At 68.0% G+C, this 24,220-nt stretch carries 21 protein-coding genes and 2 pseudogenes; 15 read left to right on the forward strand and 8 right to left on the reverse strand.

What is annotated here, in order from left to right; all coding sequences use genetic code 11:
* Positions 1 to 316: 316 nt before the first annotated feature.
* Positions 317 to 1,540 (forward strand): pyridoxal phosphate-dependent aminotransferase, encoded by a 1,224-nt coding sequence (locus ACFQ36_RS03635; protein WP_377010726.1) that lies wholly within the window; start codon positions 317 to 319, stop codon positions 1,538 to 1,540.
* Between the two features lie 238 nt (positions 1,541 to 1,778).
* Here ACFQ36_RS03635 and ACFQ36_RS03640 read toward each other — a convergent pair whose 3' ends face one another.
* Positions 1,779 to 2,315 carry a helix-turn-helix domain-containing protein gene (locus ACFQ36_RS03640; protein WP_377010728.1) on the reverse strand — a complete coding sequence of 179 codons (537 nt, stop codon included), beginning with the start codon at positions 2,313 to 2,315 and terminating at the stop codon, positions 1,779 to 1,781.
* Between the two features lie 133 nt (positions 2,316 to 2,448).
* On the opposite strand from ACFQ36_RS03640, the gene ACFQ36_RS03645 reads away from it, so the two are divergent.
* The gene (locus ACFQ36_RS03645) at positions 2,449 to 3,927 is read left to right on the forward strand and encodes a Na+/H+ antiporter NhaC family protein (RefSeq protein WP_377010730.1); all 1,479 of its coding nucleotides are present in this window, start codon (positions 2,449 to 2,451) and stop codon (positions 3,925 to 3,927) included.
* 34 nt (positions 3,928 to 3,961) lie between these two features.
* On the opposite strand, the gene ACFQ36_RS03650 is transcribed toward ACFQ36_RS03645, so the two are convergent.
* The 3 genes from ACFQ36_RS03650 to ACFQ36_RS03660 form a co-directional block, all read right to left on the reverse strand.
* Positions 3,962 to 4,648: a maleylpyruvate isomerase family mycothiol-dependent enzyme gene (locus ACFQ36_RS03650; RefSeq protein WP_377010732.1), complete on the reverse strand. Its 687-nt coding sequence runs from the start codon at positions 4,646 to 4,648 to the stop codon at positions 3,962 to 3,964.
* A 225-nt stretch (positions 4,649 to 4,873) separates the two neighbouring features.
* Positions 4,874 to 5,596, reverse strand: a complete 723-nt coding sequence (locus ACFQ36_RS03655; RefSeq protein WP_377010735.1) for a hypothetical protein — start codon at positions 5,594 to 5,596, stop codon at positions 4,874 to 4,876.
* A 476-nt stretch (positions 5,597 to 6,072) separates the two neighbouring features.
* Positions 6,073 to 7,167, reverse strand: a complete 1,095-nt coding sequence (locus ACFQ36_RS03660; protein WP_377010737.1) for a DUF1524 domain-containing protein — start codon at positions 7,165 to 7,167, stop codon at positions 6,073 to 6,075.
* Between the two features lie 166 nt (positions 7,168 to 7,333).
* Here ACFQ36_RS03660 and ACFQ36_RS03665 point away from each other — a divergent pair.
* Positions 7,334 to 7,547: pseudogene (locus tag ACFQ36_RS03665) on the forward strand (IS110 family transposase); the annotation flags it as partial.
* Positions 7,548 to 8,052: 505 nt separating this feature from the next.
* On the opposite strand, the gene ACFQ36_RS03670 reads toward ACFQ36_RS03665, so the two are convergent.
* The 4 genes from ACFQ36_RS03670 to ACFQ36_RS03685 all read right to left on the reverse strand — a co-directional run bounded on the left by ACFQ36_RS03670 (position 8,053) and on the right by ACFQ36_RS03685 (position 10,086).
* On the reverse strand, positions 8,053 to 8,352 hold the full coding sequence (locus ACFQ36_RS03670) for a DUF6510 family protein (RefSeq protein WP_377010739.1): 300 nt from the start codon (positions 8,350 to 8,352) through the stop codon (positions 8,053 to 8,055).
* The gene (locus ACFQ36_RS03675; RefSeq protein WP_377010741.1) at positions 8,349 to 9,095 is read right to left on the reverse strand and encodes a ferredoxin reductase; all 747 of its coding nucleotides are present in this window, start codon (positions 9,093 to 9,095) and stop codon (positions 8,349 to 8,351) included. The genes ACFQ36_RS03670 and ACFQ36_RS03675 overlap by 4 nt, the downstream gene beginning before the upstream one ends.
* Entirely contained in the window at positions 9,065 to 9,670 is a 606-nt protein-coding gene (locus ACFQ36_RS03680; RefSeq protein ID WP_377010743.1) for a sulfite oxidase-like oxidoreductase, read from the reverse strand. Before ACFQ36_RS03680 ends, ACFQ36_RS03675 begins: the two co-directional genes overlap by 31 nt.
* Positions 9,671 to 9,738: 68 nt before the next feature.
* Positions 9,739 to 10,086 (reverse strand): UBP-type zinc finger domain-containing protein, encoded by a 348-nt coding sequence (locus ACFQ36_RS03685; protein ID WP_377010746.1) that lies wholly within the window; start codon positions 10,084 to 10,086, stop codon positions 9,739 to 9,741.
* A gap of 198 nt (positions 10,087 to 10,284) precedes the next feature.
* Here ACFQ36_RS03685 and ACFQ36_RS03690 point away from each other — a divergent pair.
* From ACFQ36_RS03690 to ACFQ36_RS03745, 12 genes and pseudogenes are all read left to right on the forward strand, one after another.
* Positions 10,285 to 10,448, forward strand: a pseudogene (locus tag ACFQ36_RS03690) (IS982 family transposase); the annotation flags it as partial.
* A 266-nt stretch (positions 10,449 to 10,714) separates the two neighbouring features.
* Positions 10,715 to 11,683 carry a helix-turn-helix domain-containing protein gene (locus ACFQ36_RS03695; protein ID WP_377010747.1) on the forward strand — a complete coding sequence of 323 codons (969 nt, stop codon included), beginning with the start codon at positions 10,715 to 10,717 and terminating at the stop codon, positions 11,681 to 11,683.
* 103 nt (positions 11,684 to 11,786) lie between these two features.
* Entirely contained in the window at positions 11,787 to 13,208 is a 1,422-nt protein-coding gene (locus ACFQ36_RS03700) for a flavin-containing monooxygenase (RefSeq protein ID WP_377010749.1), read from the forward strand.
* Positions 13,205 to 14,353, forward strand: coding sequence for a serine hydrolase domain-containing protein (locus ACFQ36_RS03705; RefSeq protein ID WP_377010751.1), 1,149 nt, complete (start codon positions 13,205 to 13,207; stop codon positions 14,351 to 14,353). Before ACFQ36_RS03700 ends, ACFQ36_RS03705 begins: the two co-directional genes overlap by 4 nt.
* Positions 14,350 to 15,405 (forward strand): zinc-binding dehydrogenase, encoded by a 1,056-nt coding sequence (locus ACFQ36_RS03710; RefSeq protein WP_377010753.1) that lies wholly within the window; start codon positions 14,350 to 14,352, stop codon positions 15,403 to 15,405. The genes ACFQ36_RS03705 and ACFQ36_RS03710 overlap by 4 nt, the downstream gene beginning before the upstream one ends.
* Positions 15,402 to 16,502: an NAD(P)-dependent alcohol dehydrogenase gene (locus ACFQ36_RS03715; RefSeq protein WP_377010756.1), complete on the forward strand. Its 1,101-nt coding sequence runs from the start codon at positions 15,402 to 15,404 to the stop codon at positions 16,500 to 16,502. The genes ACFQ36_RS03710 and ACFQ36_RS03715 overlap by 4 nt, the downstream gene beginning before the upstream one ends.
* Positions 16,503 to 16,598: 96 nt before the next feature.
* Complete coding sequence (locus tag ACFQ36_RS03720) at positions 16,599 to 17,762, forward strand: MBL fold metallo-hydrolase (protein WP_377010758.1); 1,164 nt, start codon at positions 16,599 to 16,601, stop codon at positions 17,760 to 17,762.
* 136 nt (positions 17,763 to 17,898) lie between these two features.
* On the forward strand, positions 17,899 to 19,374 hold the full coding sequence (locus ACFQ36_RS03725) for an aldehyde dehydrogenase family protein (RefSeq protein ID WP_377010760.1): 1,476 nt from the start codon (positions 17,899 to 17,901) through the stop codon (positions 19,372 to 19,374).
* A gap of 284 nt (positions 19,375 to 19,658) precedes the next feature.
* Complete coding sequence (locus ACFQ36_RS03730; protein ID WP_377010762.1) at positions 19,659 to 20,876, forward strand: ABC transporter substrate-binding protein; 1,218 nt, start codon at positions 19,659 to 19,661, stop codon at positions 20,874 to 20,876.
* Positions 20,877 to 20,883: 7 nt separating this feature from the next.
* Entirely contained in the window at positions 20,884 to 21,747 is an 864-nt protein-coding gene (locus tag ACFQ36_RS03735) for a branched-chain amino acid ABC transporter permease (RefSeq protein ID WP_377010765.1), read from the forward strand.
* Positions 21,734 to 23,500 carry an ATP-binding cassette domain-containing protein gene (locus ACFQ36_RS03740; RefSeq protein WP_377010768.1) on the forward strand — a complete coding sequence of 589 codons (1,767 nt, stop codon included), beginning with the start codon at positions 21,734 to 21,736 and terminating at the stop codon, positions 23,498 to 23,500. The genes ACFQ36_RS03735 and ACFQ36_RS03740 overlap by 14 nt, the downstream gene beginning before the upstream one ends.
* Positions 23,497 to 24,186 carry an ABC transporter ATP-binding protein gene (locus ACFQ36_RS03745; RefSeq protein WP_377010770.1) on the forward strand — a complete coding sequence of 230 codons (690 nt, stop codon included), beginning with the start codon at positions 23,497 to 23,499 and terminating at the stop codon, positions 24,184 to 24,186. The genes ACFQ36_RS03740 and ACFQ36_RS03745 overlap by 4 nt, the downstream gene beginning before the upstream one ends.
* Positions 24,187 to 24,220: the final 34 nt, after the last annotated feature.

Below are 24,220 nucleotides of genomic sequence, written 5' to 3' on the forward strand. Positions count from 1 at the left end.
ACGTTCCAGGTCTTGCTGCCCATCGCCTCGCCGGCGGGGGTGATGCCCTTCGGCAGCGCGCCGAGCACGATTTCCTGGTCCTGCTGAATTTCCATTATGTCTCCTCCGTCGATTTTCCCGACTCGGGCCCACCGGGCTAACTCCTGCCGCCCTGCCGGGGTGTGCGGGCTACCACAACAGGCGGTGAAAAATTAGTAACACTAAAACTCTTGTAACACCAGTAAAACCCGACGTAGGGTTTGGCAACAACAGCCCGCGTCGAAACCACCGCAATGGCGGTCCGGCGCTCCATTCCACCAACAAGGAAGTGCACCGCATGCGCCACCTGATGACACCGCGTTTCCGCCCGCTGCAGGGCGGGCTCTTCTCAGCCGTCTCCAAGGCAGATGTCGGGGAAGGAGTGGGCGACCTGATCAAGGCGGGGGTCGATGTCATGGCCTGGGCGGACCCCTTCTTCCCGGATCCGTCCATCCCCCCGAGCGTCCAGGCTGCGATGGCGGAAGCCCTGGCCTCAGGCCTGCCCTCCCACTACACGATGCCCATCGGCAGCCTGGATCTGCGCCGCGCCATCGCCAAAAAACTCGCGGCCCGCAACGGAATTGCCGCAGACCCGTCGCGCAATGTCCTGGTCACGCCGGGTTCGGATTCGGGCCTGCTCTACGCCATGATGCCTTTCCTGGAACAGGGCGACGAGGTGCTGATCCCCGACCCGAGCTACCCGTCGAACTTCATGAACTGCCGGCTGCTGGGAGCCGTCCCCGTTTCCGTGCCGCTGCGCGCCGAGGACGGCTACCAGCTGGATATAGCCGCCCTGGAAACGGCGCTGACTCCCCGCACGAAGATGGTCCTGCTCTCGCATCCGAACAACCCGACCAGCACCGTCTTCCGGCGCGAAACACTCGAAGCGCTTGCCCGGTTCATCGTCGGCAACGACCTCATCCTCGTCTGCGATCAGGCCTTCGAGGACCACGTGTTCGACGACGTCGAAATGGTCAGCCCGGCAGCCCTTCCGGGCATGTGGGAGCGGACCGTCACCGTGTTCTCGATCTCCAAGGGCCTGGGCCTGAGCGGGTTCCGGGTCGGCTACCTCGCAGCCGACGACCGGATTATGGACGCCCTGTATGGCGGCGCGGTCAACGTGCTGGGCGCCACCAACACCCTGTCCCAGATCGGGGCCGTCGCGGCGTTCGAGGACGAAACGATCCTGCCCGCGTATTTCCAAATCCTGGACAGGAGGCGGCAGCTCGCCCACGCAACATTTTCCGCCGTCTCCGGCGTCCGGATGCAGATGCCCGAAAGCGGCATGCTCTCCTGGCTCGACGTCCGTGCGCTGGGAACGGCAGCCGAAGTATCGGCCCACATCCTGAAGCACGCCCGCGTGCTGGTGAATGAAGGGGAACCGTACGGCTCGGAGGGGGCCGGACACTTGCGGATCGTCCACGGGTGCTTCCTGGACGAAGACCGTGCCCAAGCCGCCTATGCCCGCATCGGAGCTGCCCTGCATCTGCTTGCCCGGGACAGGCAGCTGCTCCCCGCCTAGTGGTACCTGGACGTCATCGATCGAAGCATCATGTAAAAACACCATCAACGCAGCGCGGGCGATTGCCAGCGACAAGGCTCCCGCCGCCATCGACCCCTATTCCCAAGCCGTGGCAGCCGGAAATTTGGTCTTCGTCTGGAGGACGTGGTGAAAACAACGGTGCTGCTGGCCGACCTTGCCGACGTCGAGGCGGTCGCCCTGGCCACCTGGGGGCGTGCCCCACGCCGTCGAGGACGGTTTACGGGAAGGGCGGGGTGACAGCCACCAGGAAGCGGCACGGGAGCGGGCCTTCGTTACGGTACCGGTGCCGCACCGCGGCATCGAAGGTGATGCTCTCCCCCGTACCAACCCGGTATTCCTCATCCCCGACGTGCACGACAACATCGCCCTCGATCACATACGTGCATTCGGTCGATGCATGCGACCAGCCCTCGGGCGATGTTGCTTCACCCGGTTCAAGGCGTCCGAGGAGGACCTCCAGGTCCGACCGCCCGGGAGTCAGCCGCTCGTAGAGCAGATGGCTTTCGGCCGTCGCCAGGCCCGGCCTGCTCCCCGGCTTGCTGATGTGCACCGCGGCCGGCGACGACTCGGCGAAAAGCGTGGCCAGGTCGGCGTCGAAAACCGCAGCGATCCTGCGGATGGTCGCCAGGCTTGGATCGGTCCGCCCCAGTTCGATCTGGCTGATCAGCCCCGGTGACACGGAGGCCGCGTCCGCGACATCGCGGAGCGTCATGCCCCGCTCCTTGCGCAAGGCGCGAAGTTTTTCTGGCAGCACCGGTCCGTCCTCGCTTCGAAATTTACAGCCTTGTTAAATTTCGCCAATTCTATTGCATTGCTACTACACAAATGATCTCATCAAACCCAGCTTGTGCGGCAATACTCGAACCGCACCTTTCCTAAGGATTCCCATGACCGAGTCTTCGAGCGCCTCCCCAACTCTACGCTTCCGGGGAGGCTGGGGTGTCAGCTTCATCCCGCTCCTGGTCTTCCTCGCGACCTGCGTCGCCTACTTCGTCGTTTTCAAGGCTTTTGACATGACCGCCCTGGCCATGGGAGCCTTCATCGGCCTGCTCGCCGGCGCCCTGTTCGCCCGCGATTACAAGGGCTTTTGGGACGCGGCCCTGCGGGGCTTCGCCAGCCCGGCATCGATGACGATCGTGGCCATCCTGTTCGTCATCGGGATGTACTCGCAACTCATTAAGGTCTCCCAGCTCTCCGACGGTTTCGTCTGGCTCGCCGACACCATCGGCGCCGGCGGGGCCGCCTTCACGGTGTTCACGTTCATCGCAGTCTGCGCGATCTCGATGTCGACCGGGTCCTCGATCGGAACCATGTTCACGGCCTTTCCGATTTTCTTTGCCGCCGGCCTCACCCTCGGCGCCAATCCCGCCATGCTGGCCGGCGCCATCGTCTCGGGAGGCATCTTCGGCGACAACCTGGCCCCGGTTTCCGATACAACCATCATCTCCGCCTCGACCCAGCGCTTCCGCTACAAGAACGGAACGGCGGACATCGGCGGAGTGGTCAAGTCCCGGCTGCGCTACGCGCTGCCCGCCGCCGGCGCAAGCATCCTGCTGTTCGCAGTCTTCGGCGGCAGCTCAACGGCGTCGGCAACCAACATCCTGGCCGAACACTCCAACCCGGCAGCACTCTGGATGCTGATCCCGGTCGCCCTCATGCTGGCCGTCGCCATCACCACCCGGGACATCTTCAAGGCCATCACCGCCGGCCTCGTCCTCGGTACCGGGACAGCCCTGATCACCGGGCTCATCACCTGGACCGACGTCCTGTCCGTGACAGACGGGGCCCCCGGCGGCTACCTCGTGACCGGAATCCAGGGAATCGTGGGAACCGTAGCGCTCGTGATCGGAGTGTTCGGCATCATGGGCATCCTCCTGGAAGCCGGCGTGCTCACCAAGGTCTCGTCCACCCTGATCCGCGGCCGGCTGGGCAGGACACCTGCCGGCGCCGAAACATCCATCGCCCTGGGCATCAGCGCGTTCACCGTCCTCTTCGGCGGGGTCAACTCCGCTTCCATGATCACCTTCGGCCCCGTGGCCGACGAGATTGGAGCCCGGGCGGGGCTGCACCCCTACCGCCGGTCGAACATCATGGACTGCTTCGCCATGGGCGTCAGCTGCATTGTCCCGTTCCTCAGCGCATTCCTGTTCATCGGAGCAACACTGGTGTCGGGCTACGACATCCCCGAAATCTCCGCCGGTGCCCTTTTCACCGGGACCCTCTATCCCCTCATGCTCACGCTGGTGATGATCGCATCGATCGTCTTCGGCTGGGGCCGGCGGTTCGAGGCCGCGGACTCGACGCCGGCCAAGACACCGACGGTGCACACGGTACAGAAAGACGTTGAACCGGCCGTAGTTGCCTGACGTTCTTTATGGAAGTGCGGGCCCGGCAGCAAGGTCAACTGCCGGGCCCCCACTTCTCTCCGCCGGCGGTGCCGGAATCGGCGGCTTCCAGACGCGTACGTACGTTGGCCACACCTTCCCCGGTGAGATCGGACAGCGCCGCGGTGCGCCCGGACAGCGTCATCAGCAGCGACACGGCCGGCCCGGAAACCCGTGGTCCATCGCCGTAACTCCAGTTTGTGTCGGTGGCCGAATATGCAATCCCCTCAAGGATTCCCGGCGGAACCAAGCCTCGGGCACGCGGGCCGGTCAACTGTCCCAGCACGACGTCGGCGTTCTCCGGATCGGTTGGAGACGGCAGTCCAAGGGGCCGGTAGACATCCTGGGCGTGAATAACCAGGTGGCTCAGGGGCGCCTCGGCCGGCGCTCCGGGCGCCGAAAACCTGCGGCGGCGGGTGTCCCGCAAGCCGGCGAGCACCTCCGACGGCGAACGCTTGTCCGACCTCGCCCAGCGGTCGGCGGCCCGGTCGAAGTCGAACTTTGCCCGGAGCATCATGACCAGGAACCGGGGCACCGTGACCTCATAGGGCATCAGCAGGTGCACCACGAGGTCCCGCACGGACCAACCGGCACACAGGCTGGGGGCCGCCCACTGCTGTTCGTCCAGCCCTTCGAGCACCTGGATCAGCCGGGCGCGCTCAGTCTCGACGCGGGCTTCCACGCCCTGCCGTGTTTCGCTCATTTTTCCTCCCTATTTCCTCCCTGGACGAGGCGTGGGACCTGCGGCTCGATTCTGCGCCGTCCGGTGGCCCGACAACGCCAAGCTACCTTGTCCCTCCGACCAGTTTCAGGAACTTGCTTGGAATCACCCGCTCCTAACGCCGGTACGCGCCCCGGCGTTAGCGACCGATGAAATGATAAGAGCCCCGGCGCATTAGCCGGGGCTCTTATCATTTGCCTCTCTTCCCTACTGCGACTGCCAACGGTTGCGGCCGTCGGAGCCGGGAGCACAGACCATCGGTTTGCCGGTCTTGCTAACGCCTACTCCTCCGCTACAGAACGCGCCCGGATGGACATACACCGGTGCCTGCTGCGCCTGCTCGGCTGCGGCTTGCTCGGCCGCGGCTTGCTCGGCTGCGGCTTGCTCGGCTGCGGCTTGCTCGGCCGCTTCCTGCTCGGCTGCCGCTTCTTCCGCTGCGGCCCGCTCGGCCGCTGCTTTCTCCTCGGCGGCCTTTTTCTCTGCCGCTGCTTTCTTGGCTGCTGCCTTCTCCGCGGCCGCTGCCTCGGCTGCTTCCTTCTCAGCAGCGGCCTTCTCCGCCGCACGGTCGGCAACCAGCTTGTCCGAGGCAGCCTTGCCCAACCAGACGAGCTTGTCTGCACGGTTCACTGTGCAGACGAAAACCTCGTCCTGAAACTGCCTGGTCGCATCCTCGTCAGTGCAGGCCGTAAGAGCGGGGCTCGTCTCGGTGGCCGTCGGCGTCGACGTCGCGACCTCGGCGAGAGCAGCAACGTTCCTGGCATCGGCCGTCGTCGCCGACGGTCCTGCGATACCGCCACCGATCATGACAACGATCAAACCGCCAGCACCCGCGAGGCCAGCCACCTTGCGGCTTGGAAAACCGGCCCACGACCTCCGCTTGAAGATGAAGCCGTACAGCCCCGTGAACAGAGCGAAGGTCCCGAGCATCATCAGGATTCCGGCAAACCCGCTGGTGGCCGCCGCCGAGACCAGCAGCAGAAGAAGGACAGCAGCGGTAATCCAAAAAGAGACCGTCGGGCGCCACCGCCCGGTAGTTTGAGCACGGCGAGACCCCGTGTATTTCATTATTCCCCCAGAAACAAATGCGAGTTGGCGCGCTTGCGCCGGGGCTAGGCTAGCACGCCGCCATTACCGAACGGCCATATCGCGGATCAGAATCCAATTCTGGCGCCGCATCTGATCCCGGGGTCGAAGAGGGGAGGCCTCCCCCTCCCTGTTCAGTATGCCTCCCGCAGAATTAGGCTCAAATGCACATACGGCGCACCCAGTCCACAAGCCCGCAACGGCGTGTCCCCCTGCCTCAAGCAAGTAGGACTTCTCGTAACCGGCGAGGCTGAACGGATTGCGTGAACAGCGCAGACGCGCCGCACTCCGCGAGCTAAAGTCCGGACAGGCAGTTTAATGGGCTACGGCTCGCAGCCTACCCCGTCGCCGTCGCGGTCGAACTTCATTTCCCAGCCGGGGTCGCCGGCCCGGATGGGCGCGGCACCGGCCGCCCTCACCGCGGTGCAGTTCTGGTAAAAGACGGACCCGGTGGCAGGCTCCTGTACGTCGGGGACCTTCGGCTCAGGTACCGCCTTGGGTGCCGGGGCGGACTGCTTCACGGCCGCCGGCACGGTGACGCCGCCGTCATCATCCGGGACCGGCTGCTCCGGGCAGGAACTGGTGAGGATCCGCTCGATCGCGTCGTGCTCGGCCTGCGTCATCCAGAGCCCGTGCTTGGCCTTGACAGCGGTCTGCAGTGCCACGTACTCGCAGCGGAATGCCCTGTTTGGCGGCAGCCAGGTGGCGGCGTCGGAATCGGACTTGGCCATGTTGGTGGGCCCGTCCACGGCCAGCAGGTTCAGGGGGTCGTTGGCGAAGGCCTCGCGCTGGTTCGGGGCCAGCTGCCGGGCGCCCTTCTGCCAGGCGTCGCTGAGCGGGACGACGTGGTCGATCTGGACCAGGATGCTGGTGGCGTTGCCGCGGACGAAGTCGATGGTCGTGGCGGTGTATGGATCGGCCAGCGTCCCGGAGGTGACCACGCAGTTGTGCGTGCCCGGCCTGAACGTCTCCTTCGTCAGGTCCCGGGCGAGGATGTCGTTGCGGGCATCGCACCCGTTGCGGTCCGGATCCAGCCAGCCGCTGCCGAACAGGTCCCGGTCATAACCGGTCCTCGGGGCCCGGCCCTTGATCTCGATCGTCTCCAGCTGGGCCAGCGCTGTCCCGGCAGATGCCTTCTCCGGCTCTGCCTTTGCGGTCTTGGTCCGGGTTGCCGTGGGCGTCGGCTTGGCCGTTTCGGATGCGGACGCGTTGGAAGCGTCCGGAGTCGACGCCGCCTGCCCGGCCGTGAAGGGTGACGATGCCTGAGACGGCCGGGAGTCCGGAACGGTAGAACTCGCTGCCTCCTGGCCGCAGCCGGCAAGCCCGGATACGAGCAGGACGGCGGCTGTTGCCCAAATCGGGGCGGCCCGCTTTCCCTGCCGGATTTGGGCAGGACGGAACGGCGGATCAGCTGGCATGTTTCCCCCAACAGCAAAAGCAGTGCGCTTAACCGATAAAGCGTGCCGATCTTAGCAGCTGGTTTCGGCCACGCAAACGCCACATTGGCGCCGACACCTGTGATGAGTCCCTGCCGTGTCCTTACGGTTCTACTTCTGCACTGTTTTCGACGTCGCCCTTGGGCGGCGACGCGGAAACAAGGTCCCTGACGGGCCCTGTTCCCCTCCGCGTTCGCGGCCCTGAAGGATTCATTGTCCCGGGCCTGTTACGACCGCAAACGGGTCAGGGCAAACGCCAAAGCCAGGCAATCATCACCCTCGCCCGACGCCGCTGCGACGTCCTCTTCGCCATGCTCGGCAACTGCACCCTCTCCGAGGCCAAGACACCCATGGCCGCTTGACAAGGAACAAAAGAACACAGGGGCACGTTAGCGGCGTCCGATTTCGTCACGTCTTCAGCGGCTTTGTTCGCGGCAGTCACGCTGGCCCCGGCCTCCTCGAGCTTCGGACGATGCATAGGATTCAAAGGGCTTCGCATCCCGAAGACGCATAAGGGCATCATCCAGGGTCCGGCGAAGCCGCTGCTCCGGCCCGTCGCCTTCGGCGACGAGCGGATTTACGTCCCGCCGTTCCAACTTGAGGCTTAGCAGATTGGCCATCAAGACGTCCTACGGCGAGAGGGGCGCGTTGACATCCCCCGCCTCGCCGAACAGCGTCGTCGTGGACGCAGTCCGGTCCTCCGGTACCCGGTCTCCGGGCGTTGCGGTGCCGCGGAACGCACGTATTTTTTCGCCGCCCTGTAGAAGCGGTCCGGCGGCTGGTTGCTGCCCAGGTAGGGATCGGTCATGGCTTTCCGCCTGGTTGCTGACGCTGCGATTGTGCAGCGTTCGGTACGGAAAGCACTGGTTACGGCTGTTGTTCGGCAGGGAGCGGGGCGGCGAGCAACCGGGCGCCGGTGAGGTCGAGCCGGATCGTCCCGCGGTCGGATGAGTAGCGCAGGATCACGCCGGTGCAGCCGGGGCAACGCAGCACGAGGGCGGGGGCATCCGCATAGGCGGTGCAGGTGGCGAGTGGGGCGGAGTGTCCGCAGTGGGCGCAGGTCATTATCGCGACGCTGAGGTCGACGGTGAACAGTTCCGCGAGCGGTCCGGCGGCGGCGTTCCCGTCCAGGTGCCGGGAAGGTGGCCGGTCTTCGGTATGCATCATTGGCCTCCTGTCGCCCCGAACCGTTCGGTCTTGATCTGTCCGCTGTCGTGTCCCAGGGCCACAAGATCCCTGGCGACAGTTTCCACGAAGCTGGTTGGCCCGCACACCAGCACGTGCGGGCGCTGGGCCGCGGGGACGGTGTGCGCGGCGAGCACTGCGGCATCGATCCGCCCGGTCAGCCCGGTCCACCCTTCCGGGGTGCCGCGGGTCAGGGTGACCTGGACGGTCACGCCAGGCGGCGGGTGCTCGAGGTCCTCGCGTCCGATGATGTCCCCGGCGGTGCGCGCGGAATAGAGGAGCCGGACCGGCACGGGGCTGGCGGCGGCGCGGTGGTGGGCGAGCATGGCGAGGAACGGCGCGACGCCGGACCCGCCGGCGATGAGCTGGACGGCGTCATCCGAACCGTCCGGCCAGACGAAGTAGCCCCCGATCGGCCCGCGTAGCTCAAGCAGGTCCCCGGAGCGCAGCACGTCGGTAAGGTAGGGGGAAACCTCGCCGTCGTCCACCCGCTCGACGACGATCTCCAGCTCCGCGCGCTGTGGAGCAGAGGCGATCGAGTAGCTGCGCTGCGCCGTGTAGCCGTCGGATGCGGTCAGGCGCACATCGAGGTGCTGGCCCGGCACGTGTCCGGGCCAATCCGGTGGGGCGAGCGTGAGCCGGTACGCACGGGGTGTCTCGCGCCGGACGGCGAGCACCTCCGCGCGCTGCCAGGTCAGTCGCCGGCGTAGCGCTGCTGCAGCCATGGGTCACCGCGGTTGTGGTAGCCGAAGGTCTCCCAGAAGCCCGGTTCATCCAGCGAGGTGAGCGTGAGGCCGCGCACCCACTTCGCCGACTTCCAGAAGTACAGATGCGGCACGAGCAGCCGGGCCGGCCCGCCGTGCTCAGCCGCGAGGGGCTCGCCGTCGAAGGTGTCCACCACCCAGGCCTTGCCGCCGACGACGTCGGCGAGCGGCAGGTTCGTCGTGTACCCGCCGTCGCAGAAGGCGACGACATACCCGGCATCCGTGGCCACGCCGGCGAGCAGGGTGTCGACGGCGACGCCCTCCCACCGGGTATCGAACTTCGACCAGCTGGTCACGCAGTGGATGTCTGCCGTGACGGGTTCACGGGGCAGTTCCTGGAACTCCGCCCAGGTCCAGCGGCGGACCTGGTCAACAACCCCCTGCACGGTGAAGTCCCAGCTCTCCAGCGGAACCCTGGGCGTGGGACCGGCGGAGAGCACCGGGAACCCGCTGCCGACGTCGTATTGTCCCGGCGGCAACCGGCCTGGCGGGGCCGACCGGCGGCGCCCGGTGAATCCACGGGACTCAAAAGCCATACCCCACCTCCTTGGGGATCTGACCAGTGTGGCCCCGCCCGGGAGCCCTGTCCAGACCCAGGGCCGCGTCAGTGCAGCTGTTCCTCCCAGTCGGCGGGCACGCGCGAGGCCGGGCCCGGAGCCGTCTGGTCCAGCGGGCGGTGTGCCGGGGGCGCCAGGTCCGGCCCGCGGAAATAAGCGGAGCTGCGGTAGTCCCAGAACCAGTCCTCGCCCGGTTCGAAGCTGCGGATCACCGGGTGCCCGGTTGACCGGGCATGGGCGGTGGCATGCTGCGCGGGAGAATTGTCGCAGCAGCCGATGTGGCCGCACTGGGCACACCGCCGCAGGTGCAGCCACCAGCCGCCGCCGGCTTCGCATTCAACGCAGCCGGTTCCGCTTGGCGGAACCGAAACATCGATACCGGGTGTGCCGTTCATGGCCGCCTCCTCGCTCGGACAGGCGTGGAACAAAGCCCACTTTACGCGCCGTCCCCCGGCCCGGCAGCGGATACGGCAAACAGAGCTGCCGCACGGGCAGCTGTCTTCGGTGGAGCGCAGCTATGGCTTCGAGGCCGGGGCCTGGGCGGCCGTGGCCGAGAGGAGCGCGTCCACGAGGCCATCACCGCCTTGGCCCGGGATACACTCAAGGGCCAGCTCACCCTCGAGCAGCACGGCGGACGCACCCCTGCCGGCGTCTACGCCCGGATCGCGGCCCGGCTCTTCGCCCTGGCCGCACGGATCTGGCACAACGGCACACAGGAGCACCCCGCAAACGGTCACTGACCGCCTGTGACCACTGAACCCAAACGGACTCAATCATCTAGTCCTCGCACCTGGGTTCGTAGTCCTCGAACCGTTTGGCCAGTTCGGCGGCGTCGGGGCCAGCGGCCGGGGCCGCTTCGGGTCCCGGGCCGCGGTGGAGGAATTCCCCGAACTGCGCTGGATCACGCTCCAGAGTGGTTCACGTCACTGTCCGATCTAAACTGGGATGGCGTGCCTGCGCCCTCCGGAGCGGGCACGCCGGCACTTGCCAACCCTTGGATTCCGGAACGCACAGGCAGGCAGCATGCATTACTCAACGGGGGCGCACGAGAGCGCGAGCGAGTTCGACAATGTCGACGGATGGGGCGAACGGGTCGCATCCGCCTTTGCTCCGGCGAAAATCGCAGCAGCGGACGAGGCCTTCCAAGCATCGATGCGGACGTTCGAGCGGGATGGCGTCCGGCTGTCCCGGGTCAGCGCCTCCACGCACGTGCTGGAGCGGACGCCCCAGCACCTGCGCGGGGGAAACCGGCAGCACTATGTTTTGTGCCTCCACCTTGCCGGACACGGGGCGGTGGTCCAAAACGGCCGGATAGCGCAATTAGGGCCCGGCGACGTCACCATCTATGACACCTCGAAGCCCTACACGATCGAGCAGGACGGGCCCTTCGAGGGTCTGGGGGTCGTCATTCCCGCCGAACTTGTCGGCGTTAAGCCCGAGCAGACCGAGGCCCTGCTCGCCCTGCGCATGTCCGGGACGGACCCCGTGGTGTCCGTCGTGCTGGAAGCCATCGTCGGCGTGGAAAAGCGTTTTGCCCTGCTGCCTGCCTTTGTCCAGCACCGCCTGGGACAGAACATTGTCAACCTGTTCGAGACCCTGTGCACTTACATCGGAACGTCCCTGGGCGCGATTGCCGGTGACCCGAGGCTCGAGCAGTGGAACGCGGTGGTGGCCTGGATCGAAGACCACCTGGGCGATCCGGACCTTGACCCGGTGATGATTGCGGACGCCCATTTCATGTCGGTGCGCTCGCTGCATAACCTGGCGCGCGAAGCAGGCACCAGCGTTGCGGCCTGGATCCGCCACCGCCGCCTGGAAAGGTGCCGGTCCGACCTGGCGAATCCGGCCCTGAAGAGCCTGGGCATCGCCGCCATCGGCGCACGGTGGGGCCTGGTCCACGCGGCACATTTCTCCACGCTGTTCCGCGCCGAGGTGGGCGTGACGCCGCGTGCCTATCGCCAGCAATGCTTCGCGAACCAGTCCCCGCGCTGATCTAACAGACCGCTGCGCCCTGCTTAAAGAAAGCGGAATGTGGCGCAAGTAACGTCGAGGGAAACGCCACCGACTAGTGCGTTTTGGTGGAAGGACCTAAGACATGAATGCAAGCATCGAAGCCGCCCCGGAGAACTACCTGGTGGTCGGGGCCGGACCCAGCGGGCTGATCGCGGCCCGCGCCCTGCTCAAGGCAGACGTCGAGATCGACATCGTGGAACGCCACTCGGCGTCCGGCGGGATCTGGGACATCGACAACCCCGGCTCGCCCATGTACGAGACCTGCCATTTCATCACCAGCAAATGGCTCGGCGGGTTCCTGGACTTCCCGATGCCCGAAGACTACCCGATGTACCCGTCCTGGCGCCTGGTGCTGGAGTACATCCGCAAGATGTCCGACGCCTACGGCCTGACCGAGCGGACGCGCTTCGGGCTCGCGGTCACCGAGGCCAGGCCCACGGTCGTCGCCGGCACGGACGCCTGGACGGTCCGGTTCAGCGACGGCAGCGAAAAGCTCTACCGCGGCGTCGTCTACGCCGGCGGCCAGCAGTGGGACCCGTTCAAGCCGTCCTTCGAGGGCGAGGACGGGTTCCAGGGCACCATCATCACCGGCAACCTCTACCGGGACCCCGAGGAATTCGACGGCAAGCGCGTGTTGATCGTCGGGGCCGGAAACTCCGGCGTCGACATCGCCGTCGACGCCGCCGAGCACGCCGACGCCGCGTTCCTCTCCACGCGCCGGGCCTACCACTTCCTGCCCAAGCAGGTCTTCGGGGTCCCCACTCCGGACCTGCTCAACGGCAAGGTCGCGCTGCCGCCGGTTCCCGGCGTCACCGGCGAGCTGGAACTGATCGATATCATCCACCTCGCCCTGTCCACGGTGGGCGACCTGGGCCAGTACGGCCTGCCCAAGCCCGAAGGGGTGATCCTGGGCTCGACCCAGCCGATCGTCAGCGACCTGGCCCTGCACTGCTTCTCGCACGGCACGCTGAAGCACCGCCCCAACATCAAGCGCTTCCACGCCACCGAAGTGGAATTCGAGGACGGCAGCCGCGAACAGATCGACCTGGTGGTGTTCGCCACCGGCTACGACATTGACATCCCGTGGCTGCCCGAGGGCGCCCTGGACTACGAGGCCGGGCATCCGCACTTCCACCTCGGCGCCCTGGCCCTGAACGTTCCCAACCTCTACGGGATCGGCGTCCTGCACCCGAGCCGCGCGGACGCGTGGGCCACCTTCGACCAGCTGTCCCAGCTGGTAGTGGCGGACATCAAGGCCACCCTCACGGGCGAGAACGCCGAGGCGCTGCGCTATATCCGGGAGGAATTCCGGCCGAACCTCAAGGGCGATTTCCCCTTCCTGGACGTGCGCCGCAACGTCAACCAGGTGGATATCGCAGTCCTGGACCAATTGATTACCGATCTGGAGCAGAAGTTCGGGATCGCCATCCCGCGCCGGGAAACCCCGGGGTTCTACGATTCCGTCCGGCTCCAGAACGCCACTGCACAGGAGGCCGCAGCATGACACAGCCGTCCACCCCCGTACTGCCGCCCGTCGCCGAGGTCGCCGGCACCCACGCCGGAGCCGGAGCCGAGATCCGCGAGGCCTTCTCCCGCACGCTGGCCCGCTCGGCCGGCGGCGCGCAGCTGGTCGTCACCCGGAACGGCCAGACCCTGGTCGATGTGGCCGGGGGCTCCATGGACCAGGACACCCCGGTGCAGGTGTACTCCGTCTCCAAGCTGCTGGTGGCCTTCGCCGCCGCCCACGCCCACGGGCACGGCGTGCTGGACCTGAACCGTCCCCTGGCCGAGACCTGGCCGGCGTTCGACCGGGACGCCACCCGCACCGTCACCGCCCGCATGGTGCTCAACCACTCCTCGGGGATCAACGGCATCGACCGTCCGCTGACCACGGACGAGCTGGTGGCCGGTGCGCTGGATGAGGCCGTGGAGCAGCAGGACCCGCGCTGGGAGCCGGGCACGGACCATGGATACCAGCCGTTCACCTACGGCGCGCTGATGTCCGGGGTCTTCCGCCACGGGGCGGGCACCACGGTGCAGGACTACGTGGCCGAACACATTACGGGACCGTCCGGTGCCAACTTCTGGTTCGGCGCGCCCGACGACGTGCTGCCCCGGGTGGCCCCGCTGACCTTCGAGGCTCCGGTGCTCACCGAGGCCCAGGCCGCGGACCTGGCCTCCGGCCGGGCCCTGCCCGACGGGTCCATGGTGCCGATCCTGCAGGACTCGCCCGGGTTCTTCTCCGATCCGCGGGTCATCCAGGCCGACTGGCCGGCCATGTCCGGCGTCAGCACGGCGCGGGACCTGGCCGCCGTCGCCAACGCGGTCCTGGGCTTCGGGCAGGGTGAGGCCCTGCTGTCCCCGGACCAGCTGGAGGGCATGATCGCCGAGCAGCGGCACGGCATGGACCGCACGCTGGCGCACGTCAGCCGCTACGGCTCGGGCGTGGAACTGGCCCACGGGTTCTTCCCGTACTTCGGCGGCCGGTCCTTCGGCCACCAGGGCGCCGGCGGGTCCGTGGTGGCCGTGGACCCGGACACCGGACTGGTGTTCGCCTACACCTCCACCCACACCGCGGCCACCGTGGGCGGCTCCGACGCGGCGCTGACGCTGATGGCCTGCACGCGCCAGGTGGTGAGCGGGCAGTGAGGTCGGTCCTCTTCCCCGAGTTGGGGCAGGTGAGCCTGGCGGACGTGCCGTCCCCCGAGCTGGTGCAGCCCACCGACGCGCTCGTCAGGGTGCACGCAGCGGCGATCTGCGGTTCCGACCTGCACATCGTGGCCGGGCACATCACCCCGGAGACCGGCTTCCCGCTCGGCCACGAGTACGTCGGTGAGATCGTCGCCGTCGGCCCGGCCGTGACGCGCTTCGGCATCGGCGACCGCGTCACCGGACCCGCGGCACCCTACTGCCGCTCCTGCGAGATGTGCACCCGGGGCCAGCACCAGCGATGCCTGCGCGGCGGCATCCTCGGCTCCGGGCCGGCCATGGGCGGCCTGGGCGGCGCGCAGTCCGAAGTGCTGCGGGTGCCCTGGGCCGACCAGACGCTGGTCCACGTGCCCCGGAACGTCAGCGACGCCGCCGCGATCGCCGTGGGCGACGTGCTCACCACCGGCTGGTCCGGCGTGCTGCAGGCGGCCCCCGCCCCGGGCGACACCCTCGTGGTGATCGGCTGCGGACCGGTAGGCCTCTCGGCAGTCCACACCGGACGACGGCTGACCGCCGCCACCCGCGTGATCGCGATCGACCCGGTGGAGTCGCGCGGTGAGATGGCCCGGCGCCTGGGCGCCGACGTCGTCCTGAGGCCCGGGCCGGATACCGCCGACGCCGTCGCCGGGCTGACCGGCGGGCGAGGGACCGAGGCGATCGTCGACGCGGCCGGAGTGCAGGCGACCATGGACATGGCCTGCGACCTGGCCGCGGTCGGCGGACGGATCGCGCTGCTGGGCATCGCCGCCCAGCCGCTGTCGATGGACTTCGGATCCCTGCTCATGAAGAACGTCACCGTGTGGACGGGCCTGGGCGACCTGACGCAGATGGACACGCTGATGGAACTGGTGGCCGCGGGCAGGCTCGACCCGACACCCATGTTCACCGACACCGTCCCCCTGGGCGATGTGCCCGCAACCTACGAACGGCTCGCCCAGGGCGCGTCGGATGTCATCAAGGTGCTCGTCACCATGGAAGGAGAAGCAGCATGAAGACCATGGCAGCCGTGGCCACGGCCCCGGAGACACCGCTGACCATCACCGAGGTGGAGGTCGGCGGACCGGCTCCGGGAGAGCTGCAGGTGAGGATGGTGGCCAGCGGGGTCTGCCACACCGACGCGATCGTCCGCGACCAGTGGTATCCGACGCCCCTGCCCGCGGTCCTGGGGCACGAGGGAGCCGGCATCGTCGAAGCGTTCGGGCAGGGCGTCAGCGGGTTCGAGGCCGGTGACCGCGTGCTGCTGAGCTTCAGCTCCTGCGGAACCTGCCGGCGGTGCCTGTCCGGGGAACTGTCCTACTGCGAGGACATGTTCGACCGGAACTTCGGCGGCCGCCGCACCGACGGCAGCACCTCCTACTCACTGGACGGACAGCAGGTCTCCTCCCACTTCTTCGGCCAGAGCTCCTTCGCCGCCCTGGCGAACGTCCCCGTCCGCTGCGCCGTGAAGGTCGACCGCGACGCACCGCTGGAGATCCTCGCCCCGCTGGGCTGCGGCATCCAGACGGGCGCCGGGGCAATCCTCAACGTACTGGACCCCGAGCCAGGTTCCGCCGTGGCCGTCTTCGGCGCCGGAGCTGTCGGGTTGTCGGCGGTCATGGCCGCCAAGGTGGCGCACTGCTCCGTGGTCATCGCCGTCGACCGGAACGCGGAGCGGCTCGAACTGGCCCGGGAGCTCGGCGCGACCCACACTGTGCTGGTGGACGGCGGCAGCCCCGCCGAAGAGATCAGGAAGATCACCGGGCAGGGCGTGCAATACGCGCTGGAGACCACCGGGGTGCCGGCCGTCTTCACCGGGATGATCGAGTCCCTCGCCCCGCGCGGGACGGCCGGTGTGGTCGGCGCGGCGGCACTGGGGACCAGCGCCACCTTCGACATTGGGTCGTCGCTGCCCATGGGCCTCACGATCAAGATGATCGTCGAGGGCGAGTCGATCCCGTCGGTGTTTATCCCGCGGCTGATGGAACTGCACCGTGCCGGCCTGTTCCCCTTCGACCGGCTGGTCAAGACCTACCCGTTCGGGCAGATCAACGAGGCATTCGAGGACTCAGCCAAGGGCACCACCCTCAAGCCCGTCGTCGTCTTCCCCTGATCCCGGCACCGGCGAGCGTCCTGTTGTTCGGGCCAGGTTCCGTCGCGGAGCCTGGCCCGACGGGGCGCGTCCGGAGCACCTGAAAGGACACCACTCATGAACGAATCGTCCGCACGTGCCGTCACGCGACGTGCCCTGCTCGGAGCCGGGGCGGCCACTGCCGCCCTCGCCACCACAGCCGCGGCACCGGCCGCCGCATCCGGCCATCGCACCCCTCGATCGAATACCCACGTGGTGCTGCTCGGGACAGCCGGAGGGCCGTCCCTGCTGCAGGGCTCGGACCGTCACGGCATCTCATCGGCAGTCGTCGTGGGGGACCGGTACTACTTGGTCGATGCCGGCCACGGCATCTACCACCAGCTCCTGAAAGCAAGGCTGGGCAACTGGAACAAGCTTCCTGCCGAGCCGCTGGACGGACTGCGGGCGGTCTTCCTGACTCACCTGCATTCCGATCACGTCTCCGACCTGGCCACCCTCTTCACCTCGGGACTGTTCGCCGGCCTCGACCGGGCGGACCCTCCGGTCCAGCTCATCGGCCCGGGCGACAGAGGAGTGTTGCCTCCGGTGTTCGGGGGCGTCCCAGAGCCTGCAATCGTCGCGCCCGAGGAACCGACTCCCGGGACCACCGCTATGTGGCACCACCTGATCAGGGCTTTCGCGACCGACTATAACGACAGGTCCCGCGACAATGGGAAGCCCTCTCCGCACAATCTGGTGGAGGCACACGACATCGTCCTGCCGTCCGAGCTGGCGGCCGATCCCAACGGCACTCCGCATCCGGCCATGAATCCCATCGATGTCTATGAGGACGACCGGGTCAAGGTCACCGGCATCCTGGTGCAGCATGCGCCGATCTTCCCGGCATTTGCGTTCCGGTTTGATACGGAGGACGGCTCCGTCGTCTTCTCGGGTGACACCAGCCCTTCGGACAACCTGATCAGGCTCGCGGACGGCGCAGACGTCCTGCTGCACGAGGTCATGTCCGTGGCCGCCGTGGAGGAAGGTTTTCCCAAACCGCGTACTCCCCAGCAGGAAGGGCTGGTCCAGCACCTGCTGTCCGCGCACACCTCCATCGAGGACGTGGGCCCCGTAGCGGAGCGGGCGGGGGCGAAGAAACTTGTGCTGCACCACTTCGTCCCCCCGCACCGGCCCGAGCGCGAATGGCGGAACGCCCAGAAGGGGTTCAGCGGTCGCCTCATCGTCGGTCAGGACCTCGACGTCATCAACGTGGGTACTGGCCGGTCCAGAGGGCAGCGCTGAGGCCTGCACGATAGGACCGGGTCAGCCATCGCCGCGGCGCCACTACAACCCCGGACATCTCAAATCGGTACGACCACCACACGATCCGCCGCCAGCCATCGGCAGGGCGGTAGCGAACCCCATAAAGGAGTAAGACATGACTGTGACTGCAGAGACTATGACCGCCACGTTCGCCGGGCGGCCTGTGGACATCCAGTTCATCGCCGGCGAGTGGCGCGCGGGCCGTTCGGAGAAGGTGAACACGGACAGAAACCCGTTCGATGACTCGGTGGTGGCCGAAATCCGCCAGGCTTCGAGCGAGGACCTGGACGAGGCCTACCGCGCCGCCGAGGCTGCCCGGGCCGGCTGGGCCGCCACCGCACCGTCCGAGCGGGCCCGCATTATCCGCCGCGCAGCGGAACTCCTCGAGGAACGCCGCGAAGAAATCGTGTCGTGGCTGGTGAAGGAGTCCGGCTCCACCGTGCTCAAGGCCAACATCGAGGTCTCCCTGGCCGTGGGCATCACGCAGGAGTCCGCCTCGTTCCCGACCCGCGTGCACGGCACCATCCACCCCTCGAACACCCCGGACCGGGAACTGCGGGTCTACCGCAAGCCGGTCGGCGTGGTGGGGGTGATCAGCCCGTGGAACTTCCCGCTGCACCTGTCCCAGCGCTCGGTGGCCCCGGCGCTGGCCCTGGGCAACGCCGTCGTCCTCAAGCCGGCCAGCGACACCCCGGTGACCGGCGGCCTGCTGATCGCCCGGATCTTCGAGGAGGCCGGCCTGCCGGCCGGCGTGCTGTCCGTGGTGGCCGGCGCCGGCTCGGAGATCGGCGATGAGTTCGTCGCGCACCCGGTGCCGCGGCTGATCTCCTTCACCGGTTCGACGCCGGTGGGCCGGAATGTCGGCAGGGTCGCCAGCGGCGGGGAGCACCTGAAGAAGGTCTCCCTGGAGCTCGGCGGCAACGCCCCGCTCGTGGTGCTGGACGACGCCGACCTGGAGGCCGCCGTCGGGCAGGCCGTGCCCGGCACCTTCCTGCACTCGGGCCAGATCTGCATGTCCGTCAACCGGATCATCGTCGCCGCCCCGGTCTACGACGAGTTCGTGGAGAAGTTCACCGCCACCGCCCGGGCCGTGCCGTTCGGCGATCCCTCGGCGGAAGGCACCCTGGTGGGCCCGGTGGTCAACGACTCCCAGCTGGCGGGCCTGAAAGCCAAGATCGACGGCGCCCGGGCCGCCGGTGCCCGCACGGTGCTTGACGGGCAGGTCGAGGGCCGCGTGGTGCCCCCGCACGTGTTCGCCGACGTCACCGCGGACATGGAGATCGCCCGCGAGGAGATCTTCGGGCCGATGGTCGCGATCCTGAAGGCCGACGACGAGGAGCACGCCCTGGCCCTGGCCAACGACCACGTGTACGGACTGTCCAGCGCGGTGTTCACCCAGGATCTGGACCGGGGTGTGCGGTTCGCCCAGCGGGTCAAGGCCGGCATGACCTTCATCAACGAGATGACCGTCCAGGACGAGGCCCACGTGGCCTTCGGCGGCGAACGCAACTCCGGCCTGGGCCGCTTCAACGGCGAATGGGCCATCGAGGAGTTCACCACCGCCCACACCATCGGCGTCAAGCGGCTTTGACCATATCCCCACCTGCCTCGGCGCACGCAGGCTGCCGCTCTTGAGCGGCCGGGACCAGCATCCCGGGACCCGTTTTGACGGGTCCCGGGATGCTGTCGGTTGACCACATTTTCCAAAAGCAGCGCTGATAGCGACCAGTTTTCTTAGTGCGCGGAATCGTAAGTGTTGTGCCCCACGCCACAATTTGCGCTCCTTAGGCTTCTCGAAAGGGCTTGGCCCGCTCCGCCGCCCGGGGATCTCCTCCTGTGACCGCGGCGCTACCTCACACGCTGAAAGGCAACAACATGACCTCACGCCGACTTCGGACCGCGGCAGCCGCCACGGCCGCCGCCACCCTGCTCCTGACTGCCGGCTGCTCGGCCGGTTCGTCCTCCGGCTCGGAAAACGCGGCCACCGGCGAACCCATCGTCGTGTCCGCACTCAGCGGGCTCTCCTTCTTCCCGGAGGCGTCCAAAGCCGCGCAGGCCGTCTTCGAGGACTACAACGCGGCCGGAGGCCTCAACGGCCGCCCGGTCCAGTTCAACGTGATCGACGACAAGACCGACCCGGGCACCGCGGCCACCGCCGCCAAGGAAGCGCTCGGCGCCGGCGCGATCGCCATGGTGGGTTCGGCCTCGCTCGTCGACTGCGCGGTCAACCACCGCGCCTACGAGGACGCCGGCATCGTGAGCATCCCCGCCGTCGGCTCCGCGCCCGAGTGCTTCACGACGCCGAACTTCTCGCCGGTGAATGCCGGCCCCTTCCTGGATTCCTTCATGAGCCTCAGCTACGGCTCCGAGGACCTGAAGTTCAACAAGATCTGCGCCGTCATCACCACCGAGCCGGCCTCGGCCAAGCCCGCGGTCATGCAGTCCATCGATGCCTGGAAAAAGGCCACCGGCAAGGATCTGGCGTACCTGGATGACAGCCTGACCCGCGGCCAGTCCAGCTACGCGGCCAACATCTCCAAGCTGCGCTCGCAGGACTGCGACGCCGTGTTCATCAACGACGTCGCCGACGCCGTCGTCGGCTTCCTCGGCGAAGCCGCGAACCAGGGGATGAACCTGCCGGTGCTGGCCACCACCGCGGTGTACTCGGACCAGTTCGCCGCCACCGCCAACTACCAGGGCGACATCTACGTGCCCGCCGAGTTCGCCCCCTACGGCGGTTCCGACGACGCCAGCGCCGACTGGTCGAAGGTGATGGACGAGCACAAGGTGGAGAAGACCTCCTTCGCCCAGGGCGGCTACCTGGCCGCGAAGTACTTCATCAACATCCTCGAGTCCATCAAGGGCGAGCCGACGCGCGAGGCGTTCACCAAGGCGGCCGAATCGATGAAGCAGAGCGTGAACGAGCCGATGGCCCAGGACGAGTGGATCTTCGGCAAGGCCGACGCCCACCACCCGAACGAGACCGTGTACCCGGTCAAGCTCGCTGCCGGCCAGACCGCGTGGACCCCGCTCGGGCCGGTGCTCGACGGCGGCAAGCGCGGCTGGGTGGCCACCAAGGCCGTCAAGAACTGAGCTTTCCGTGGATGTCTTCCCGTCTTTCATCGTCGGCCTGGGCGCCGGCGCCATCTACGCCACCTTCGGGGTCCTGCTGACCCTGATGGCCATGCTCACCCGGGTGATCAACTTCGCCCAGGTCGCCGTCGGGGTCTTTGCCGCCTACCTGTCCCTGAGCCTGGTCGGGGCCCACGGGTCCCCGCTGGGGCGGGCTGCGCTGTCCATCGCGGCCGCCGCGGCGATCTCCGTCGTCGTCGGCTGGGTGGTCAGCCGCTGGCTGGCCCAGGCCTCCGCGACCGCCCGGTCCGCGGTCACGGTCGCCGTCCTGATGGGGCTGCTGTCGCTGTCCTCCATCCTCTTCGGCACCCGTCCGCAGCCGCTGGCACCGCTGTTCGTCGGCCCGGCCTTCAGCAGCGGACCGATCGTCGTCACCAAGGCCGGGGTGGCCATGCTCGTGCTGGCGGTGGCCATTGCCGGTGCGGCGCGGCTGCTGCTCAGCTACACCTCGGTGGGCATCCGGCTGCGGGCCATCTCCGACCATCCCCGGGCCGCAGCCCTGCTGAAGGTCAACGTGACCGGCTGGCAGGTCGCCGTCTGGGCGTTCTCAGGCGCCGTCTCCGGACTGGCAGTCTTCATGCTGGGCAGCACCCAGGTCTCCAGCGCCTCCTCCATGGCGAACCTGATGGTGCCGGCCGCGGCGGCCGCGCTGGTCGGCGCCTTCCGGAGCGCGGAACTGGCCATTGCCGGCGGCCTGCTCATCGGCGGGCTCCAGGGGCTCTTCACCGCCTTCCCGCAGCTGGTGAACCTCAAGGACTGGGTCCCGATCCTGGCGGTCATCGTTTTCCTGCTCTGGAACCAGCGAAAGGAGAAGTGGGATGCTGCGCGCTGAACAGGTGCTCTCCGGCAAGGGCGGAACGCTCGCGGCGTGCGGCGCCGCACTGGTCCTGGCGTTGGCGCTCGGCGTCACGCTGCCGGCCTACTGGGTCTTCGTGGGAACCTCCGTGCTCATCGCCTGGATCTCCCTTATCGGCCTGGGCGTGGTCACCGGCACCGCCGGCATGATGGCGCTGTGCCAGCTGTCCTTCGCCGCCATCGGGGCCTGGGTGCTGGAATACCTGCTCCTGGAGCAGAAGCTGTCCGCCTCGCTCGGGCTGTTCGCCTTCCCGCTGGCGCTGCTGGCCGCCGGTGTTGCCGCGGCGCTGGTCGGCGTCGTCGTCGGCCTGCCGGCGCTGCGGCTGCGCGGGGTCAACCTCGCCGTCGTCACCCTGGGAATCGCCGCGGCCGTGGACCTGACCTTCCAGCGGACCGCCTTCCCGGACGCCTCCTCGGTGGAGCGGATCGAACGGCCCTTCGGCATCGCCTTTTCCAACGCCGGGGACCGCGGGTACTTCCTCTTCACCGCCGTCGTTGCCCTGCTGGTGGTGCTGGCCGTGGGCCGGCTGCAGCGCGGCCGCTGGGGTGCCGCCTGGCGCGCCGTCGCGTTCTCCGAGCGCGGTGCCGCCGCCGTCGGCCAAAGCGTCACCCGCGCCAAGCTCACCGCCTTCGCCGTCTCGGCCTTCGCGGGCGGCATCGCCGGCGGGCTGACCGTGGGGCAGATCGCCCAGGTCAATTTCACCACCTTCCAGACCATCGGTTCCCTCGGGCTGTACGTGCTGAGCATCGTCGTCGGGGCGCACTTCCTGGAGATGGCCTTCCTGGGCGCGGTGGTGTTCGTCCTGCTCCCGGAACTGCTCAAGCGCGTCGGCGTGCCGCTGGACTGGTCCAACGTCGCGTTCGCCCTCCTCGGGGTCCAGGCGCTGACCATGAATTCCAGCCTGGGCGCCGACCTGCGGAACAAACTGGTGAAACGGCGCCGCGGCCGCGGCCTGCTGCACACCGACTCGCGGCTGGCCGGCCTCGAACCGCTCCCGGGCGAACTGCCCCAGGGCTCGGGCAAGGTCCTGCTCGACGTGCGGAACCTGACCGTACAGTTCGGCGCCCTGAAGGCGCTCAGCGACGTCAGCTTCCATGTGCGCGAGGGTTCCATCATGGGCCTGATCGGGCCAAACGGCGCCGGGAAGTCAACCACCATCGACGCGCTCACCGGCTTCCTGCCGCAGCACGAGGGCCGGATCCTGCTGGCCGGCGAGCCGGTCCAGGCCGTGCCGCCGCACCGGCGGGCGCACCTGGGCCTGCGGCGGACCTTCCAGCAGGACCGCGTCCCGCCGACCATGTCGGTCGGTACCTACGTCCGGTTCGTCGGGGGCGCTTCGGCCGGGCAGCAGGAGGCCGCGGAGGCCCTGGAGTTCCTCGGCTGCCCCGCGCCGGACGCTCCCCTGCAGATGGTCGACGTCGGAACGCGGCGCCTGATCGAGGTGGCGGCGGCCCTGGCCGCGCGGCCCAAGCTGCTGCTGCTGGACGAGCCGGCCGCCGGGCTCTCCCACGAAGAGCACCTGCGCTTCGCCGAACGGCTGCGCGAAATTCCCGGGCGGTTCGGCGTCACCCTGCTGGTGATCGAACACGACCTGGACCTGGTCCGCAGCGTTTGCACGGAGATCACCGTCCTGAATTTCGGCGAGGTCATCGCCGCCGGATCCTCCAACGAGGTCTTCACCAACCCGGAGGTCCTGGCCGCATACATGGGAGAGGTGGAAACCCAATGACCCTCAAGCTGGAAAACGTGGCCGTCCGCCGCGGCATCGGCCCGGTTGTCCATGACATTTCCTTCGAGGTGGGCCCCGGCCAGGTCCTGACCCTGGTGGGCCCCAACGGCGCCGGCAAGACCAGCCTGCTGGAAGCCGTTTCGGGCGTGCTCGGCACCTACGACGGCCTGATCATCTGCGACGGGACCGACCTGCGGTCGGCCTCGCCGCGGACCAGGGCGCGGAACGGTATCCAGCACGTTGAGCAGGGCAGGACGATTTTTCCCTCGCTGACCGTGCGCGAGACCCTGCGGCTCGTCTCCCGGGATGCCGCGGACATTGACCGCACGGTGGAGCTCTTCCCGGAGCTGCACAAGCGCCTCGACTCCCCCACCGCGCTGCTCTCCGGCGGGGAACAGCAGATGGTGGTACTGGCGCGGTCCATCCTGGCCGCACCCAAGTACCTGCTGATCGATGAGATGTCACTGGGGCTGGCGCCGGTGGTCTTCCGCCGCCTGCTGCCGGTCATCCGGCAGATTGCCGACGGCGGCGTGGGCGTGGTGCTCGTGGAGCAGTTCGCCCACCTGGCCCTGGAGATCGCGGACGAGGCGCTCGTGGTGGCCAACGGCGCCGTGACCTTCCAGGGCGACCCGGGCGACCTGCTGGCGGACGAGATGCTGCTGCGGGACGCGTATCTGGGAGCGTGAGGGGGTCCGGTCGGTGCTCCGGCCGATGCCGCCC

Origin of the sequence: Arthrobacter sp. GCM10027362 (genome assembly GCF_042679445.1) — a bacterium.
GTDB lineage: Bacteria > Actinomycetota > Actinomycetes > Actinomycetales > Micrococcaceae > Crystallibacter.

Excerpts from the sequence above, each read along its gene's own strand:
- ACFQ36_RS03655 (WP_377010735.1), bottom strand. The coding sequence starts at position 5,596 with ATGATGCTCGGGACCTTCGCTCTGTTCACGGGGCTGTACGGCTTCATC.
- ACFQ36_RS03645 (WP_377010730.1), top strand. The coding sequence starts at position 2,449 with ATGACCGAGTCTTCGAGCGCCTCCCCAACTCTACGCTTCCGGGGAGGC.
- ACFQ36_RS03715 (WP_377010756.1), top strand. The coding sequence starts at position 15,402 with ATGAAGACCATGGCAGCCGTGGCCACGGCCCCGGAGACACCGCTGACC.
- ACFQ36_RS03670 (WP_377010739.1), bottom strand. The coding sequence starts at position 8,352 with ATGATGCATACCGAAGACCGGCCACCTTCCCGGCACCTGGACGGGAAC.
- ACFQ36_RS03740 (WP_377010768.1), top strand. The coding sequence starts at position 21,734 with ATGCTGCGCGCTGAACAGGTGCTCTCCGGCAAGGGCGGAACGCTCGCG.
- ACFQ36_RS03745 (WP_377010770.1), top strand. The coding sequence starts at position 23,497 with ATGACCCTCAAGCTGGAAAACGTGGCCGTCCGCCGCGGCATCGGCCCG.
- ACFQ36_RS03705 (WP_377010751.1), top strand. The coding sequence starts at position 13,205 with ATGACACAGCCGTCCACCCCCGTACTGCCGCCCGTCGCCGAGGTCGCC.
- ACFQ36_RS03660 (WP_377010737.1), bottom strand. The coding sequence starts at position 7,167 with ATGCCAGCTGATCCGCCGTTCCGTCCTGCCCAAATCCGGCAGGGAAAG.
- ACFQ36_RS03675 (WP_377010741.1), bottom strand. The coding sequence starts at position 9,095 with ATGGCTGCAGCAGCGCTACGCCGGCGACTGACCTGGCAGCGCGCGGAG.
- ACFQ36_RS03680 (WP_377010743.1), bottom strand. The coding sequence starts at position 9,670 with ATGGCTTTTGAGTCCCGTGGATTCACCGGGCGCCGCCGGTCGGCCCCG.
- ACFQ36_RS03650 (WP_377010732.1), bottom strand. The coding sequence starts at position 4,648 with ATGAGCGAAACACGGCAGGGCGTGGAAGCCCGCGTCGAGACTGAGCGC.
- ACFQ36_RS03730 (WP_377010762.1), top strand. The coding sequence starts at position 19,659 with ATGACCTCACGCCGACTTCGGACCGCGGCAGCCGCCACGGCCGCCGCC.
- ACFQ36_RS03720 (WP_377010758.1), top strand. The coding sequence starts at position 16,599 with ATGAACGAATCGTCCGCACGTGCCGTCACGCGACGTGCCCTGCTCGGA.
- ACFQ36_RS03685 (WP_377010746.1), bottom strand. The coding sequence starts at position 10,086 with ATGAACGGCACACCCGGTATCGATGTTTCGGTTCCGCCAAGCGGAACC.
- ACFQ36_RS03635 (WP_377010726.1), top strand. The coding sequence starts at position 317 with ATGCGCCACCTGATGACACCGCGTTTCCGCCCGCTGCAGGGCGGGCTC.
- ACFQ36_RS03725 (WP_377010760.1), top strand. The coding sequence starts at position 17,899 with ATGACTGTGACTGCAGAGACTATGACCGCCACGTTCGCCGGGCGGCCT.
- ACFQ36_RS03700 (WP_377010749.1), top strand. The coding sequence starts at position 11,787 with ATGAATGCAAGCATCGAAGCCGCCCCGGAGAACTACCTGGTGGTCGGG.
- ACFQ36_RS03695 (WP_377010747.1), top strand. The coding sequence starts at position 10,715 with ATGCATTACTCAACGGGGGCGCACGAGAGCGCGAGCGAGTTCGACAAT.